The organism is Bacillus cereus G9842 (assembly GCF_000021305.1).
Classification (GTDB): domain Bacteria; phylum Bacillota; class Bacilli; order Bacillales; family Bacillaceae_G; genus Bacillus_A; species Bacillus_A thuringiensis_S.
Window position 1 is genome coordinate 4,968,425 of sequence record NC_011772.1, and the last position, 15,629, is coordinate 4,984,053.

A 15,629-nucleotide genomic window follows, 5' to 3' on the forward strand; every position below is an offset into this window, starting at 1 on the left:
GACATAGGGACGATTATTCACCGTGTTACCACCCAGTTTGCATAAATAGCATAGCTACTCATACCACTCTTAGCAATAATATCGATTGCTAGTCCGCTTAGCATTACCTAAGATACTCCAGAGTGTAATTCGCAAGTTTGTTTGTGCTAGGTTCCAGCAACCCCTAGCTCTCTCGTTAACAGTGACAAACTGCTACTGGGCTCTTTCAACGTATGTTATTTGTTAAATTATTAGCCATTATATTGAATTGAAAACAAATTGTCAACAATACCCAAATATTATTTTAAAATAATTCATATCTTCATACGTATTTCGTTATTCCTTATCTTCTCCAATAATCCTTACTTCTCGCTCTAACTTCACGCCAAATTTCTCTTCAACTGTCTTTTGTACGAAGTGAATTAAATCGATGTAATCTTGTGCTGTTCCGTTATCAACATTCACCATAAATCCAGCATGTTTTAAAGAAACTTCTACTCCACCAATTCGCTTACCTTGTAGTCCTGAGTCTTGAATCAACTTACCAGCAAAGTTATTTGGTGGGCGCTTAAATACGCTACCACAAGAAGGGTATTCTAGAGGCTGTTTTGACTCACGCTTAAACGTTAAATCATCCATTTTTGCTTTAATTTCTTCACGTACACCTTCTTCAAGTTCAAATCTCGCTTCAAGAATAATGTAATGGTTGTTCGCAAATACACTCTTACGATATCCAAATTCAAATGCTTCTTTCGTCAAAGTACGTAGCTCTCCATCACCTGTCATTACGACAGCTTCTGTTAATACAAACGAAATTTCACCGCCGTATGCACCAGCATTCATATATAATGCTCCGCCAACTGAACCTGGAATACCACAAGCAAACTCAAGACCCGTTAAATTATGATCTAATGCAATGCGTGATACATCAATAATTGCTGCGCCACACTGTGCTACAATCGTCGTTCCTGTTACAGTAACACCTGTAATATGAATTAAACTTACTGTAATCCCGCGAATTCCACCATCTTTAATAATGACATTCGATCCATTTCCTAAAAACGTAACTGGAATATTATATTCGTTCGCATATTTGATAACTTCTTGAATTTCATCATAATTTGTAGGCGCAACGAAAACATCTGCTTTTCCGCCAACTTTAATATGCGTATGATTCTTTAACATTTCATCTTGTTTAACATGTCCTTCAGGCAATACCGTACTTAAATATTTATAAACCTCTTGCATATTCATTTTACGATTCCTCTATTTCTATATTCATTTTATCCCGTTATACGGGCCCATAATATCCCCACGTACATGAAAGAACCTAAAGTGGTGGATACAGTGTACCCAAAATCAATTCGAGACACCTATAAACCTCTTAATTTATAAGAGGTGCCACTCATATTAAAATATATATTGCATAATAAAGCAACCCAAATGGACTACTAAACTTGACATGTCATCAGAAAGACAACAATTTGTAAAATATGTGACTTTTTCAAAACACTATCCCTCAGTATCTTACTATACCATACAAAAAGAAAGTGGTATTTTTTTGTACTTTTTACTTTATTTACATCAATGAAAAAAGAGCACATTCCACAGAATGTGCTCTTTCTATACTCATTAAATTATTTTTCGTTCTCTTCTTTTTCCTTATCAAACCATAATAGCTCATCGTCATCCACTTCACCATTATAATTGATTAAAATTTCTTCTCCCGCTTTTATATCCTTATACGCGAAGAAGTTAAAAGTATGATTCTCGAAGACAATTTCATACGTTGCATTCGGATTATATGCATGATTAAATAACATGCCGTATCCTAACAGGAATGCCGTATGATTTACCCCATACTCAAATGCGTAGTCAGCAAGTAACGTTTTTTCAATGTGTTCATGCTGTTCATTCGGATAAGAGATAACTGGTGCTGAGTGAATCAACTCACCCTTTTTAATATCACGAGTTGCAAATACACCTCTATTAAATTCTCCATCACTAAGTTCAGAAGTCTTAACTTCAATCATATTCGTCACCTATATAATTCTTTCTTTGAAGTATTTTATCCCGCTATTTGCGAGGTTCAACTAATAATCAGTAGGTATTAGTCTCACTTTATCTCCTTAAGCTTGGCAGAAAACGCGCAGAAAAGCAATTAAATTACTATCAAGTATTCATTTAAATGAAAAAAGAGCACACATGGTGTGCCCTTTTCAAGAAATATTACTTTTCTAGAATATCTTCTAGTAACTTCACTTGCTCGCTAACAGTATGTAACGTCTTCACCGATATATCATTTCGATGTTTTTCTTCTTCCACACTCGCTAGCACTTCTTCTGTAGCTGTAGAAGTTTGCTGAATTACGTTAGAAGCATGCGTAACATCCTTTACAATATTCGTCGTTTTAACTTGGAAACTTTCTTGATGAATAACAACCTCTCGCATTACTTTATTAATCGCATCAATAAACTTCCCTAAATCAGTTACGTTTGTTAAAACGCTTGCTAACATTTCGTTACACTCTTCTTGTACTCTTTCTGACTTCTCTACCTGCACTTCTACCTTACTTGCTTGATTACTAAACTCCTTCAAAATCCCCTGAATTCTTCCCGCAGAACGATTTGATTCTTCAGCAAGCTTTAACACTTCACTCGCTACAATAGCAAAACCTTTTCCATGCTCACCTGCCCTCGCAGCTTCAATATTTGCATTTAAAGCTAGCAAACTCGTCTGACTTGAAATATTCGTTATTACATCTACAATTTCATTAATTTGTTTCGATTGCATCATTAAATCTCTAAATATAATTCCAGACTGTGAAACAACATCATTTAAACTTCTCATGTTAGCTTCAAAATTTCTTAAAGTATGTACACTACCTTTTGAAATGTCTAAACTTTCATCCACACGAGCCGATGCAGTTCTTACTTGAGAGATGATTTGTTCAATATTTCCCTCCATATCATTCAATACCTCTACCGAACGATACATCATCTCTGATTGTGATTGCGTACCAACTGCTACCTCTTCAAAGGCAAAATTAATTTCACTCATCGATTCCATCGACGTGTTCATATTTTGCCTTAAATGATTGAAATTACTATCTAGTTTCACAACTGTTTCTTCAATAAGCCTTTGCGTCTCTTCTAGCTCCTGAGCTTTTCTCATTACTTCTTGCTTCTCATCACTTAAATGAAGGAGCAGATTAGAACCGATTTTCGTGACGCCCCACATAGCAATTGTTACAATCGCTAACAAACTTGCAAAATTAGCAGCTTCAGACGAGGCTGTATAAGCAAAAAATTGCTTCGGCCAATAGCTACAAAGAATAAATGTGATCACAACAGCTACCCCGCCAAGAATTAAAATGAGGCGCTCACTTAAGTAAATAAGTGAAACAGCTAATGTAAAATAAACCATTTGAAATACAGCCGGGCTTTCATTAAAAGCTTGTACCATGATGTAAGACATGGTAAGCAACATAAATGTCATGATATATTTATACGCTGATTCCATATTTTTTATAAAAGTAAAAAGCGTTCCAAATGCAACGACCGAAATACCACAAATCCAAAACGCTATTGCTCTCTCTGTAAAAATATATCCATAATACCCAATCGCGATTATCCCAAGGCAGAAACTACAAATCGTTATAAACAGTAATAAATGATTTTTCTGTGATTCTTTCTCAAGGTTAGAAAAACAAGTCCTCTTTAACCACTCCATATGAAGCCCCACCTTCTACTTATACATATCAATTACTTCAGTTTAAATACCGCACTCACTGGGTTATGATCGCTATTTTCAAACTTTAAATCTTTCCCTTGTACATTTACAATCTCTACATTCGGTGAAACGATAAAGCCATCAATAATAGTGACGAAATTTTCACCTTCGACATATTTCTTTACATCATCTCTCACAGTCATAACAGACGGATCTACAGCCCACTTAAAGCCACCGTCCGTAAAATCCTTCGGTAACTCTACTAACCACTCAGGACGCTCTTTCACAAACTTCGGATCACTTAATTGAGCGTTCGAAACTAATTGATTCCAATCTCCGCCCATTATTACGTAATCACCATTTTCATAATGCTTGTTCATATATTCTTTTAAATACTCTACTTGCTGTTTTCTAATTTTCCCGCCTTCATCATAAGCAGACAAATGTAGATTTACGAGTCTAACATGTTTCCCATTATTAACAGGAATTTTATATTCCACAATTGCTCGATCTAAATCAAACAAACGCTTTGGCCAAGGCTCCATTCCAGGCAGCTGGAACCTCTTCGCTTCTTGAACAGTGTATTTAGAAAACGTACTTAATCCAGCCTCCGCATATCCCATTGGATTTGTTATTGGCACTGGAACCCATTTCGTATCGTAGTTCTTGCCAAATGACGAAACATAATCAGGTAATCCTTTTTTCAAAAATTCATGTCCATTTACATCAAATGAACGAAGTGACTTTATATCAACTTCTTGTAATAGCGCAAAATCACTATTCTCATTTTGTAAAAACGAAAGCATATTCTTTAAATTAATTTCCGTTTGCTCTTTACTACTTGAACCAGATCCCTTTCCACCATCCATAAAGAAATCTTGATCCTTATCTAACCCAGCATATCCAATATTAAATGTTGTAACTTTAAATTCATTTCCAGTCGCTAATACGCGCTCCTTATTATTCTCCACCTTCAAGCTTATAACATCAGCAGGCTGTTCTTTAGTAAGTGTCATATACGCTAGAAATCCTCCTACAATGCCCGCTAATACTAAAACACATATAAATACGATTTTTAAAAATTTCTTCAAATAAATGACTCCTTTTCACGCGAATTTATTTTTCTTTATTTTCAGTCAAATAAAATAAAACGACACACATAAGAAACATTTTATCATAATTAAAACTGTATATCACTATATTTAGTTGATAAGTAATCGATCTCATTTTAATTACTAAAAAACCTTCAAACATCAAAAAAAGAAAAGTTACACCCACCTCCTCACTAGAAATTAAACGGTATATTTAGTACACTATATGTAATAATCAGAGGCGATGGAGTTCGCCATAACTGCTGCTTAGCTAATGACTCCTACCAGTATAACTACTGGTAGGAGTCTATTTTTTTGAGCAAGCTATTTAAAGAGGTGAAGAAATTGATTTATATTATCGTTGGCATAGCCGGTATATTAGGAGCCCTTTCTCGCTATTATTTAGGTCTTACTATTCATACTTCATGGAATCATTCATTTCCGCTAGCTACATTGCTCATCAACTTACTCGGCTGCTTCCTATTAGCGTGGCTAACTACCTATATCGCTCGGCGAAACATCTTACCATTAGAAATTATCACAGGCATTGGGACTGGATTCATTGGTTCCTTTACGACGTTTTCAACATTTAGTGTAGAAACTGTGCAACTAATCAATCATTCTGAATGGGATACGGCTTTCTTATATGTATCATGCAGCATACTTGGTGGTCTCATTATGTCTGGTCTTGGCTATACACTAGGTGATTTCTTAATTAAGAAACATCTTACGGAAGGTGATCACTTATGATAGAAGCTTTATTAGTGGCAACAGGTGGATTTTTCGGCGCGATTACACGATTTGCAATTAGCAATTGGTTTAAGAAAAGAAATAAAACACAATTTCCAATTGCTACATTCCTTATTAATATAACAGGGGCATTTTTACTTGGATATATAATTGGCAACGGAGTCACTACAGGCTGGCAACTATTATTAGGTACTGGATTTATGGGCGCATTCACTACATTTTCTACGCTTAAATTAGAATCTGTTCAGCTTCTCAATCGTAAAAAACTGTACATCTTCCTTTTATATTTAAGTGCTACTTACATAATTGGTATCGCCTTTGCCTTCCTTGGAATGAAGCTAGGCGGAATATAAAAAAAGCGACTCTAACCAGTCGCTTTCTTTCATAAGAAGTATGTCCCGCCATATGGAATGGAAAATAAACCAGCTGGATGTACATCGTAATGTACAATTTGCATCGGAAGTTGTGAATACGGCATATACTGACTTTGCAACATTTGTGCAAAATATGCTTGTTGTTGCATTTGAATAGCTTGATTCACAGCATGAATTGTCCCCTGTGCCCCAGCCAGTGTAATAGCTGCTCCTACTTGTCTTCCATTATAAAAATGATGGTTCATCATGATTCATCTCACTTATTCTTTTTCTTCCATATGGTATGTTTCTATTTCATAGTAAGTGTTTTGTCCCTATAGGTTGCCCCTATCTATTGCCCTTTTTTAGCTTGGAAGTAATAAATCCAAATAATAATACACCAATACCACTAAGGAACAATACATAACTTATCGGTACTAGGAAAAAGAAAGGTTCTTCAAGGAATCCATCCGCTCCTACTTTACTGTTTGAAGCATGTATAGTTAAAGAAATAATCGCTAAAATCATGAAAGAAATAGCTACTACGTATTTATTTTTCATTTCACATTCTCCTCTACTTATGTAATTCTTCTTAAATCGTTAACATCATATTATCTAAAATAACATTAACAGTCAATAATTATTTATTGTTTAACAATAAATAATTATTGACTAAACTAATAAAAAAAAGGTTTGCGAAGCATCTTAAATTCCTTCACAAACCTTCTAAATTATAAATATTTACACTTCAAACCTCTTGCTTAATACAATATACATTGCGCAAAATAGCACGAATATCCCAGCATAAATTAACAAAATCTCTACACTAAACATATCCGACAACGGACCAAATATTATCATTCCTAAAGGAAGCGCGCATGAATTCGCAATTTGTACAAGGCTGAACATCCGTCCGTGCATCGATGGTTCTACTTTCTCCTGCAATAACACAGTAACTGGTGTATTGAAGCACGGCATTGTTATACCAATTAAAAAATTAAATACTAAATACATAATAAATATCGGTGCTATTCCGAGTCCAATCATAAGCAGTCCATATAATGCACAAGCTAGCGCTGTTGTATACATACGATTACGAAAGCCACCCCACGCCGCAATCAATACGCCACCAGCTGCCGCACCCGCACTAAAGGTCATCTCACTAGCAGTAAGTCTCCACATTTCGGCCCCGAAAGAACGAGTTACCATTAAAGGTGTTAAAAAAGCAGCTGGACTTATTAAAATCATGACGATAATCAATAAAAGGATTAGCCTTTTAATAAATACATTTTCTTTTAAATAAGAGAACCCTTCTTTAATTCCCTGTAGATTAGATTTTTGCTTACTCTCTACATTCACATGTCCTTCGACCTGAATAACAAACATAATACTAATTCCAATCATAGCTGTAATAACATCAATAAAAAATGTTATTTCAATGCTGGCAATAGAAAGAATCGCAGCACTTGCTGCTGGAGAAAGAAACATAATTAAAGATGTAATACTGCTATTTATTCCATTTACTTTCATAAGATACTCTTTCGGAACGATTTGCGGAATTAATGCATTCACAGCTGGCGTTTGTACTCCTGTTCCAGCTGAACGAATGAGTAACACAATAAAAAGTAACCAAATACTTTTATATCCTGTTAAAAATAAACTTGCTAAAACTAACGTCGCAATCGCTATAACCCCATCCGATAACATAATCATCTTTTTACGGTCATAACGATCAATCCAAACACCTGCAAACAAAGATATCGCAATTTGTGGTAGAAAACCGCAAACAGTTGAAATAGTCAACATCACTCCTGATGATGTTGTAAGGGTGATATACCATATAATCGCGTATTGCACGAGAGAGGAACCGAACAACGAAATAGTTTGAGCGGTCAAAAATAATATAATTTTCGTTTTCCAATTGTTTTCACTCATATGTTTCACACCCCCTTAACTAATCCTGTCTCTATATCAAAGATGCTATCTGCCCAATCAAGATAAAAACTTGCTTCGTGAGATACGAGTATAATGCTGCCCTTAAACTGAATTAGCGCCTTTTGCAAAGCTTCCTTCGCTTCTGCATCTAAATGATTTGTCGGCTCATCTAAAATTAAGAAGTTACAAGGTGATAGTAATAATCCGCACAGTTTCACCTTCGATTGTTCACCACCACTTAACGTCCGAATTTCTTGCGAAACGTGCGTATCCTTCACACCACACGCAGCTAAATGATGGCGTATTTCCTTCATATTCAGTTTAGGAAACTGTTCTGAAATAATTTGAAGCGGCGTTAAAGAATCATTGCTCCAATTTAAATCTTGCTCATAATATCCAATCTTTATTTGCTCTGAAAAGTGAAACTCTCCAGAAATGCTAGCAATATTTCCAACGATTGTTTTTAATAAAGTAGATTTCCCTACTCCATTGAAACCTGTAATAACAAGTTTTTGCCCACCCATTACTGAAAAATTTAACTTTGGTAAGAGAGCGAAATCGTAACCAACTTCAAGGTTATTTACTTCAAGAACTGTCTGAACTGAAATGGGAAGTTCCTGAAAATGAATAGACGGTTTATGAGTAAAACTTGGTGGCGCAATTCTTTCCATACGCTCCAATTGTTTTCTACGACCTTGCGCTATTTTTGAATTCACCCCAGCAATATTTCTACGAATATACTCTTCCGTTTTTTCAATTTTCTTTCGCTGTGCATAATATTGGCGAATATAATCTTTTCGCAAATGCTCCTTTTGTCTTACAAAATCTGAGTATTTTCCGTAATACTTCTTAACCGTTCCGAACTCTACATCACATATGCAAGAAGTTACCTTTTCCAGAAAATCAAAATCATGTGATACGACAATAAACGCTCCTTCAAAATTCATTAAATAATTAGCAAGCCACTCCACATGCTCCTTATCGAGAAAATTCGTCGGTTCATCTAGTAATAAAATAGTAGGCTCTTCTAATAAAAGCTTTGCTAAAATTACCTTTGCACGCTGCCCTCCGCTTAATTCACCAATAACACGATCCATCCCAATCGCATCAATACCTAAACCGGCTGCCACCTTATTTATTACGCTGTCTACTGAATAAAAATCACGAGCCTCAAGCTGTTCTTGTATTTCAGCTGCTTTCAATAGTTGATTCTCATCTCCAGTCATCGCACTTTCTTCATATAACTTATTCATTCTCTTTTCCATTTCAAACAAATCATAAAAGGCTCGCTTTGCATATTGTGAAATAGTATAGCTCCCATCAATTTCTGCATATTGATCAAGATGTCCAATTTGAATATTAGGTTGCCACTTAATGCTCCCCTTATCAGAAATAATTTCCCCCACCAATATTTTCATTAATGTGCTTTTCCCTGCACCATTCTGTCCAACAATTCCCATATGCTCGCCTTTATGCAAATCAAAAGAAGCATTTTCGTATAATACTTTATCAATAAAACTATGTGATAAACTTTCAACTTTAAGTAAACTCATTTTTATTCCTCTTTTCCTGAAATTAAAAAAAGCAGAGAGATAGCGTCATTCGACACTAGCCCTCTGCTTCGTGGTTTTTCCTATACTACTCCAATTTACAGTAAATACTCATCGGAATAATATACACAAAGGGCCATAGACAAAGCATTGTCTATGGCCCCTTAATCTATTTTATACATCAACTGAAAAACCATAACCAAATAAGCATAGATAAACTATACTTTTTTAGAAAAGTTATTCAGTCGATGAATATAGGGATTTATGCCCCTTGATTAAGCTCCGTACAACGCTTCACCGTATACATTTGTGCGGAGCAAAGTTTTCTAATGAGTTTTACAAATTTTATATAAAGCATGTTCTGCACCTTCCTTAATACTTAAAAGGGATTTTAGCATACAGTTTTACGAAGCGTCAACATTACCTCCAAATCATTCAACTACTTATTTTTAAAATATTCCTTCTGGAACATACACATTCTTATCGCATTATGATAGTTACCATCAACGAAAAACTCGTCTAAAAGCTCGCCTTCCACTATAAATCCAACCTTTTTATACACATGGACTGCTTTCTCATTTTCTTTATCCACAACTAAATAAATCTTATGCATATTTAATACAGCGAAAGCATAATCCATCGCTAAACGCGTCGCCTCTGCTGCATAACCATATCCTTGATAATTTGGATCAATAATAATTTGGAATTCTGTTCTACGATGAATATAATCGATTTCTACTAACTCAACTAATCCAACCATCTCATTGTCTTTCTCAACGATAAATCGTCGTTCACTTTGATCATGTATATGTTTATCGTATAAATCCTGCAGCTCCACAAATGCCTCATACGGCTCTTCAAACCAATACGACATAATATGGGCATTATTATTCAGTTCGTGTACAAACTTTAAATCTTCTCGTTCTAATGGACGTAACTTCAATTCCTGATTCATTCCTATAACCTCCAAGTAAAAGAAACCTCTTCACTTAATTTCTCAATTTTTTTCGATTTCAAACGCCCTAATTTCATTGTAAACTTTCAAGCAACTTGAAGGTCAAGATGTAAAAACTAATGTAAAAATATTATGCCGAAATTTATAACTAATTAATAAAGAATGTAGGTATTTACAGTAACTTAACGAAAAAAGAACAGTCTTTTTGCTTTCCAAAAAGCTCATTAAGATAAAATAAAATTATAAATATATCATCGTTAAAAATTAAGAAAAGGAGCTGAATCTATGAGAATACAATATAGAAAATATGCGTTATCTGTAATCTCATTAGCCTTATTTACTCTTATTGGTTGTACTAATAATGAGCAAAAAAACGATAAAAACGAGACATATACTTTTGAGGCTTCCAAAAAACGTGGTGATATTATTGAGAAAAACGATGAAGTTTATAACATAGAGAAATTAGATACTTTCGTAAAAAACTATAATTCAAATAAAGACGATTCAGTTAGAATTACTAAATTTAATAACAAGAACGAGCCTATTATTATTGATTTAACTGTAAAAAAAGAAAAGGAATCTACCTCCGTCTATTATGATGTCGACTACACAAAAACAAATGAGAAACATAATGAAAACCAAGAGATACAATATTCGAATACTACATGTCAAAAGATAAAGAAAGATATTGAAGACAACAAAGTAACTTATAAATTAGAATGTCCTGACACTATTCATTTGATTACAGCCCCAAAATCATAGGGTGGAAAATTCCACATAAAAAAGTAGTGCAAACTTACGTCTGCACTACTACTCTTTTCTCAAATCTCTCATATTCGATATGTATAAAGCAATAACTAAAACAAGAATTGCTCCTGCGTATAATAACGTCTCCATCGGTTCCTCATGAGACACAATAATCAACCGAATTAAAGCCGTAATTCCGATATAAATAAAATAACGTAACGGGAAATGATAATTCGATTTAAAATACTTAATAATTAATGCAATGAACTCGAAGTATAAGAAATAGACGATGATACTTTCAACCAATTTATAAGACGTATACTCTTTTGACGAAAAAATATACTGCACAAACGTGATCGTCTCATTCACTAAGAAAATCGATAACACAATGGATAATATAATTAAAGCTATATTTAATATCCATTGCAAAATACTAGCTATAACATGATCGATATTAAACGACTTCATTTTATCTTTAAACTCCCCTTCGTATGAGTACTTATTTATTATAGCAAAATTACGATTGGAAAGAAGTTAAATCATATATTCGTCCTTTGTTGTTGCCAGTATAGGCCAGATTTAGTGTGTGGAGAATTCTGTTTACAACCATACCTGACGAAACATGGAGAAACTCTTTCAAATTACCGTTCGTACATGTCGTACTAATGAGCAATGCATAATCTCGTATAGCACCCTCATGTGCCACTTTTGAAAAATCTTTACAACTTGTACAACGCCACCCCTTCTTAACTTTAACCATTGGAATAACTAAGCATTTCTCACATTGTACTCCATTTAGCAACTCCTCTTTTTCTATTTTATATTGCTCAAGTATATTTTGTTGAAGTGGAGAATGCTCCGCTATTATTTGATGAATGAGCCTATCTACATTATCTATAACTTTTTTCTTATATTTACTTTCAAACCACTTTATTTTATGAGGTAGATTTGCACTATGAATAATTGTATGAAGAAGATTGTCATCTGAAGATTTTATAATGGTACGAGGCGAGCTAATAACAACGAGGGACTCGATTGGAAGACTAGAAGAAAATCCATGTAAGCTTAACCATTTTTTAAGTTGTATTTCCTGCCTTTTTATTTGTAAAACAGGGTCTGGAAATCCCTCTGAATTTCCTTCTGTTATTCGGATAAGTTGATTAAACTTTGTATCAAATATTAATGTACCTGCTATATTTTTTATCTCAAGAAACAGAAGAAACTTTGTGGAAATGATAATAGTATCAATTTGAAAGTATTGATCATGATTAGATAAGCGAACATCATGTAAAACACTGTACTCTTTCTCAGAAATAAAACTAAGTGGATAATCAATCGCTTGCTCCCCTTTATACCCCGCCATGTGTTTTGCCAAGTTTTCTCCAATTATATTTCGTTTCGGATGATATACAGGTAACCTTCTAAGAAGCGCTTCTAACTGTCTTATATAAATCGGTATTTTTCTTTCTTTCACAATCACCTCAAACACCCCTTTACAAATATATCAACGATTTTTTCAATATATCTATCACAACTAGCAATATATCAACGATTTTTCCAATATATCTATCATAACTCACAATATATCAACGATTTTTCTAATATATCGATCGGTCGACAATATCCGACACTACCTCACTTCAATCACTCACAGCATATCCTAGAAAAACATCTTCAGCAAAAACTTAAAATCGCATTTCCTCATAAAAAAAACCATAACCCGATCCTCCAGCAAAGTTATGGTTTTTATCCTACAACGCCACTCTACCTATAACTTTGCCGTGAATTCCACAAAATCCATTTGTACTTATACCAACTTTCACTTTTTTCACACTGAAACTATATCCGTTAAAATCGTTTCATAACGCTATTACTTCCGCATACCTACACTTTATATAATAACGGTACAGTACAAACAACGTACTGTACAAATATATGTGGGGGGAATAACGATGAAAGAAGCGTTACTATTAGTAGACATACAAAATGATTACTTTGAAGGCGGCAATATGGAATTACATCAACCTGAAAAAGCCGCACAAAAAGCGAAAGAAGTTTTGAGAGTATTTCGCGAAAAGCATAAAACAGTTATTCACGTACAACATATTTCGAACAACGAAGGGGCTACTTTCTTCTTACCCGATACAGTAGGTGTTCAAATTTATGATAATGTACAACCGATTGCTAACGAAAGAGTCATTCAAAAACATCACCCTAACAGTTTTTTAAGAACAAATTTATTAGAAACATTAAAGACAGAAAAAATAGATCAACTAGTCATTTGCGGTATGATGACTCATGTATGTATTGATGCAACAGTACGCGCTGCCAGTGACTTCGGATTTCAATGTATTGTAATTGAAGATGCTTGTACAACAAAAGATTTAGAATTTCAAGGAAATCTAATCCCCGCAGTACACGCTCATCAATCGTTCATGAGTGCATTAGAGTTTGGTGATATTTATGCAACAGTCATGTCAGCAAACTGTTTTATAAACAAGAGCAAATAAAAAATTACAGTTCAAAAAAAAGAAAGGATAAGTATCTTATTCTTTCTTTTTTTCCATTGTCTTAATGACAGTATTTATACGATAATCACCATAATGTAAAACATCTGCAAGAGTCTCTTCTAATTGCTGATGCGAAGATGTGTGAAGAGTCATGACATAGCACCCATCGCCGCTTATACGATACATTTCAGTAATTACGTCCGTTTTTTCAAAAAAGTTTTGAATTTGATTATGATAGTGCGGTGCATGCAAAAATAGTGTAACAAAGGTCATAATAGATCCTTCTAGCTTAGCCCTATCGATATTTATCGTATATTTTTGAATGACACCTGCCTCTTCTAATTTATGAATTCGTTTCCCGACAGCCTGACCAGTCAAATGTACTATCTCCCCAATTTCCTTCCAGTTCATTCTAGCGTTTTCTTGTAGTAATTGTATAATCTTAAAATCTGTTGAATCAAACATGGACATCCCCTTCCTATACGAAACGAATTCTATAAAATCTTCATTTCCCCTACAGTTTAGCTCGAAAATTTTGCAATACAATCGATTGGCTCCATTAGGAATTACATTATTGTTAACGACTTTCCTTCTTCATTACAATGTATTTGTTGGATTACTCGTAGGCACTACAACAAGCTAGCGATTTTTTATAAATATGAACATTTTTTAGGAATTAGTTTATCTTTTTTTAATGTTTTATTTAGAGGCAGTTTATAGTCGGGTATTAACATAAGAAACGTAGCAACTAAGTTCATATATGACGCACTGCTACTATAATCGCAAACCGTACTAAAATAAGGAGACGATAAAACATGAACAAAAAAACAAAAGCACTATCATCCGTACTGCTCGGATTCACATTAGCATTAACAGGGTGTGCTGGTACTAAAGCTGAAGAAAATCATAGTAAACAAAAACAAGAACAAGTTGCTAAAGAAACAAAAAAGGAAAATAAATTAACTAAAGGGCAAAAAATGGCTAATATTCTTAGCAAGACAAATTGGCAAGGTACACGAGTGTATGACAAAGATAAGAATGACTTAACAAAAGAGAATGCAAACTTCATTGGTCTTGCAAAATTTGATGCGAAGTCAGGCAGATATGAATTTTTTGATGCTAAAACAGGTGCAAGTCGTGGCGATAAAGGAACTTTCTTTGTCACAAATGATGGGAAGAAGAGAATATTAATTTCAGAATCAATGAAGTATCAAGCTGTCGTTGACATGACAAAACTAAATAAAAATGTATTTACTTATAAACGAATGGGGAAAGACGCTAACGGTAAAGATGTAGAAGTTTTCGTTGAACATGTTCCATATAAAGAAAAAGAACTTTCTTTCACTGATCCGGACAAGCAGCTGAACACGACTACAGGAGATATTGTTAAAAATGTTGATGGAGATAAAATTTTAGGCGGTACCCTTTGGCACGGAACAAAGGTATTAGACGAAGCTGGTAACGATGTAACACAATTTAATTCGAATTTTATAAGTCTAGCAAAATTTGATGACAAATCTAATAAATATGAGTTCTTCAATAGCGAAACAGGTCAAAGCCGCGGTGATTATGGCTACTTCGATGTTGTACATGAAAATAAAATAAGAGCCCATGTTTCAATTGGAAATAATAAATATGGTGCTGCTCTTGAACTTACTGAACTAAATAAGAATAAATTTACGTATAAAAGAACTGGTAAAGACCAAGCTGGTAAGGATATAACTATATTCGTTGAACATGAACCTTATAAAGGGGATATGAAACCACAATTTAGCTTTTAAAAACGTTTAATTAAAGATCCTGTACTGAGTTGCAAGATCTTTCTTAAGACAAAATCATTTATGATTCTCTTGAAAGAAATCGTCTCATATCCCCCCTCAACACTTCAGCTTAATTGTTGAATATAACAACTTTAAAAAGCCTTACTACACATAAATTGTAGTAAGGCTCTGACTATTTAAGATAAACATTAAACGACTTCATTATCTCTATACAAATAAAGTTTAGCAAATAACGTTACTATCTCC

At 34.2% G+C, this 15,629-nt stretch carries 17 protein-coding genes, 1 riboswitch and 1 other annotated feature; of the genes, 5 read left to right on the forward strand and 12 right to left on the reverse strand.

Translation table 11 applies throughout. From position 1 onward, the window contains the following. Positions 1 to 2: 2 nt before the first annotated feature. Positions 3 to 218, reverse strand: a binding site (T-box leader). Between the two features lie 97 nt (positions 219 to 315). The 4 genes from murB to BCG9842_RS25245 all read right to left on the reverse strand — a co-directional run bounded on the left by murB (position 316) and on the right by BCG9842_RS25245 (position 4,802). Continuing rightward, positions 316 to 1,233 carry a UDP-N-acetylmuramate dehydrogenase gene (gene murB / locus BCG9842_RS25230; RefSeq protein WP_001057103.1) on the reverse strand — a complete coding sequence of 306 codons (918 nt, stop codon included), beginning with the start codon at positions 1,231 to 1,233 and terminating at the stop codon, positions 316 to 318. Positions 1,234 to 1,616: 383 nt separating this feature from the next. Beyond that, positions 1,617 to 2,012, reverse strand: a complete 396-nt coding sequence (locus BCG9842_RS25235) for an SET domain-containing protein (protein WP_000573651.1) — start codon at positions 2,010 to 2,012, stop codon at positions 1,617 to 1,619. Between the two features lie 196 nt (positions 2,013 to 2,208). Further along, complete coding sequence (locus tag BCG9842_RS25240) at positions 2,209 to 3,711, reverse strand: DUF4077 domain-containing protein (protein ID WP_000455070.1); 1,503 nt, start codon at positions 3,709 to 3,711, stop codon at positions 2,209 to 2,211. A 32-nt stretch (positions 3,712 to 3,743) separates the two neighbouring features. Continuing rightward, positions 3,744 to 4,802, reverse strand: coding sequence for an endonuclease/exonuclease/phosphatase family protein (locus tag BCG9842_RS25245; RefSeq protein ID WP_000714043.1), 1,059 nt, complete (start codon positions 4,800 to 4,802; stop codon positions 3,744 to 3,746). Positions 4,803 to 5,033: 231 nt separating this feature from the next. Then, positions 5,034 to 5,093: riboswitch (Fluoride riboswitch) on the forward strand. Between the two features lie 54 nt (positions 5,094 to 5,147). Here BCG9842_RS25245 and crcB (BCG9842_RS25250) point away from each other — a divergent pair. Continuing rightward, entirely contained in the window at positions 5,148 to 5,552 is a 405-nt protein-coding gene (crcB, locus tag BCG9842_RS25250; protein WP_000639338.1) for a fluoride efflux transporter CrcB, read from the forward strand. Then, complete coding sequence (gene crcB / locus BCG9842_RS25255) at positions 5,549 to 5,905, forward strand: fluoride efflux transporter CrcB (RefSeq protein ID WP_000568584.1); 357 nt, start codon at positions 5,549 to 5,551, stop codon at positions 5,903 to 5,905. Before crcB (BCG9842_RS25250) ends, crcB (BCG9842_RS25255) begins: the two co-directional genes overlap by 4 nt. Positions 5,906 to 5,934: 29 nt before the next feature. Here crcB (BCG9842_RS25255) and BCG9842_RS25260 read toward each other — a convergent pair whose 3' ends face one another. From BCG9842_RS25260 to speG, 5 genes are all read right to left on the reverse strand, one after another. Further along, the gene (locus tag BCG9842_RS25260; RefSeq protein WP_000980931.1) at positions 5,935 to 6,174 is read right to left on the reverse strand and encodes a DUF3947 family protein; all 240 of its coding nucleotides are present in this window, start codon (positions 6,172 to 6,174) and stop codon (positions 5,935 to 5,937) included. 79 nt (positions 6,175 to 6,253) lie between these two features. Continuing rightward, positions 6,254 to 6,466, reverse strand: coding sequence for a DUF3955 domain-containing protein (locus BCG9842_RS25265; protein WP_000792612.1), 213 nt, complete (start codon positions 6,464 to 6,466; stop codon positions 6,254 to 6,256). Between the two features lie 180 nt (positions 6,467 to 6,646). Next, entirely contained in the window at positions 6,647 to 7,840 is a 1,194-nt protein-coding gene (locus BCG9842_RS25270; protein ID WP_001293763.1) for an MFS transporter, read from the reverse strand. 5 nt (positions 7,841 to 7,845) lie between these two features. Further along, entirely contained in the window at positions 7,846 to 9,393 is a 1,548-nt protein-coding gene (locus BCG9842_RS25275; protein WP_000054881.1) for an ABC-F family ATP-binding cassette domain-containing protein, read from the reverse strand. Between the two features lie 436 nt (positions 9,394 to 9,829). Then, a complete protein-coding gene (gene speG, locus BCG9842_RS25280; protein ID WP_001071083.1) occupies positions 9,830 to 10,345 on the reverse strand; it encodes a spermidine N1-acetyltransferase in 516 nt (171 codons plus the stop codon). Between the two features lie 285 nt (positions 10,346 to 10,630). Here speG and BCG9842_RS25285 point away from each other — a divergent pair, with 285 nt between their 5' ends. Next, on the forward strand, positions 10,631 to 11,107 hold the full coding sequence (locus BCG9842_RS25285; protein WP_001222628.1) for a DUF4362 domain-containing protein: 477 nt from the start codon (positions 10,631 to 10,633) through the stop codon (positions 11,105 to 11,107). Between the two features lie 48 nt (positions 11,108 to 11,155). Here BCG9842_RS25285 and psiE read toward each other — a convergent pair whose 3' ends face one another. Next, on the reverse strand, positions 11,156 to 11,560 hold the full coding sequence (gene psiE, locus BCG9842_RS25290) for a phosphate-starvation-inducible protein PsiE (protein WP_000834707.1): 405 nt from the start codon (positions 11,558 to 11,560) through the stop codon (positions 11,156 to 11,158). A 49-nt stretch (positions 11,561 to 11,609) separates the two neighbouring features. Further along, a complete protein-coding gene (locus BCG9842_RS25295; protein WP_016078158.1) occupies positions 11,610 to 12,566 on the reverse strand; it encodes a nuclease-related domain-containing protein in 957 nt (318 codons plus the stop codon). A 478-nt stretch (positions 12,567 to 13,044) separates the two neighbouring features. Between BCG9842_RS25295 and BCG9842_RS25300 the strand changes: the two genes are divergently transcribed. Then, positions 13,045 to 13,602, forward strand: coding sequence for a cysteine hydrolase family protein (locus tag BCG9842_RS25300; protein WP_000656620.1), 558 nt, complete (start codon positions 13,045 to 13,047; stop codon positions 13,600 to 13,602). A gap of 36 nt (positions 13,603 to 13,638) precedes the next feature. Here BCG9842_RS25300 and BCG9842_RS25305 read toward each other — a convergent pair whose 3' ends face one another. Continuing rightward, positions 13,639 to 14,067, reverse strand: coding sequence for an Lrp/AsnC family transcriptional regulator (locus BCG9842_RS25305; protein ID WP_000460472.1), 429 nt, complete (start codon positions 14,065 to 14,067; stop codon positions 13,639 to 13,641). Positions 14,068 to 14,417: 350 nt separating this feature from the next. On the opposite strand from BCG9842_RS25305, the gene BCG9842_RS25310 reads away from it, so the two are divergent. Beyond that, positions 14,418 to 15,383 (forward strand): DUF4822 domain-containing protein, encoded by a 966-nt coding sequence (locus BCG9842_RS25310; protein WP_001036624.1) that lies wholly within the window; start codon positions 14,418 to 14,420, stop codon positions 15,381 to 15,383. The last annotated feature ends 246 nt before the right edge of the window (positions 15,384 to 15,629 follow it).